The organism is Rhodoferax sp. UBA5149, from assembly GCF_002413825.1.
Lineage (GTDB): Bacteria > Pseudomonadota > Gammaproteobacteria > Burkholderiales > Burkholderiaceae_C > Rhodoferax.
Map to the genome: position 1 here is coordinate 10,634 of NZ_DHXT01000216.1, position 587 is coordinate 11,220.

At 66.1% G+C, this 587-nt stretch carries 1 protein-coding gene; it reads left to right on the forward strand.

All coding sequences use genetic code 11. The features are described from left to right. Positions 1 to 587 (forward strand): sensor histidine kinase (locus tag B3V69_RS19410; RefSeq protein WP_296449045.1); only part of this gene is annotated, 587 nt, incomplete at both ends.

A 587-nucleotide genomic window follows, 5' to 3' on the forward strand; every position in this document is an offset into this window, starting at 1 on the left:
TGCGGGCGTCGCTGCGCCACGTCAACGCCTACGTGCAGATCATCAAGGAAGACCTGGAGGATCAGACCAATACGGCCTTGCTGGCGCATCTGGACACGGTGAGCCAGGCTGCACGGCAAATGGGGCGACAGATCGACGGCCTGATGGAGCTGTCGCGGCTGACCCGGGTCGACCTGCAGCTGTCCCCGGCGGATGCCGGGCAGCTGGCGCGAGAAGTCTGCGCTGCCCTGGCCCCGGCGCTTGGCGGGCGAGCCGTTGAATGGCAGGTGGCAACCGATATTCCGGCGCTGCAGTGTGACGCGGCGCTGCTCCGGCAAGTGTTGGCGCATCTGCTGTCGAATGCCCTCAAGTTCACCGGCACGCGAGCAGTGGCCGAGATTCAAGTCACATGGCAAGCGCACGCCAGCGGCCTGTGCGCCGTGACCGTGAGCGACAACGGCGTGGGGTTCAACCCGCAATATGAAGCCAAGTTGTTTCACGCGTTTCAGCGCCTGCACGGCGCCCGCGAGTTCGAAGGCCTCGGCATGGGGCTGGCCCTGACCCGCAAAATCGTGGAACGCCACGGCGGCCTTGTCTGGGCCAAGGGG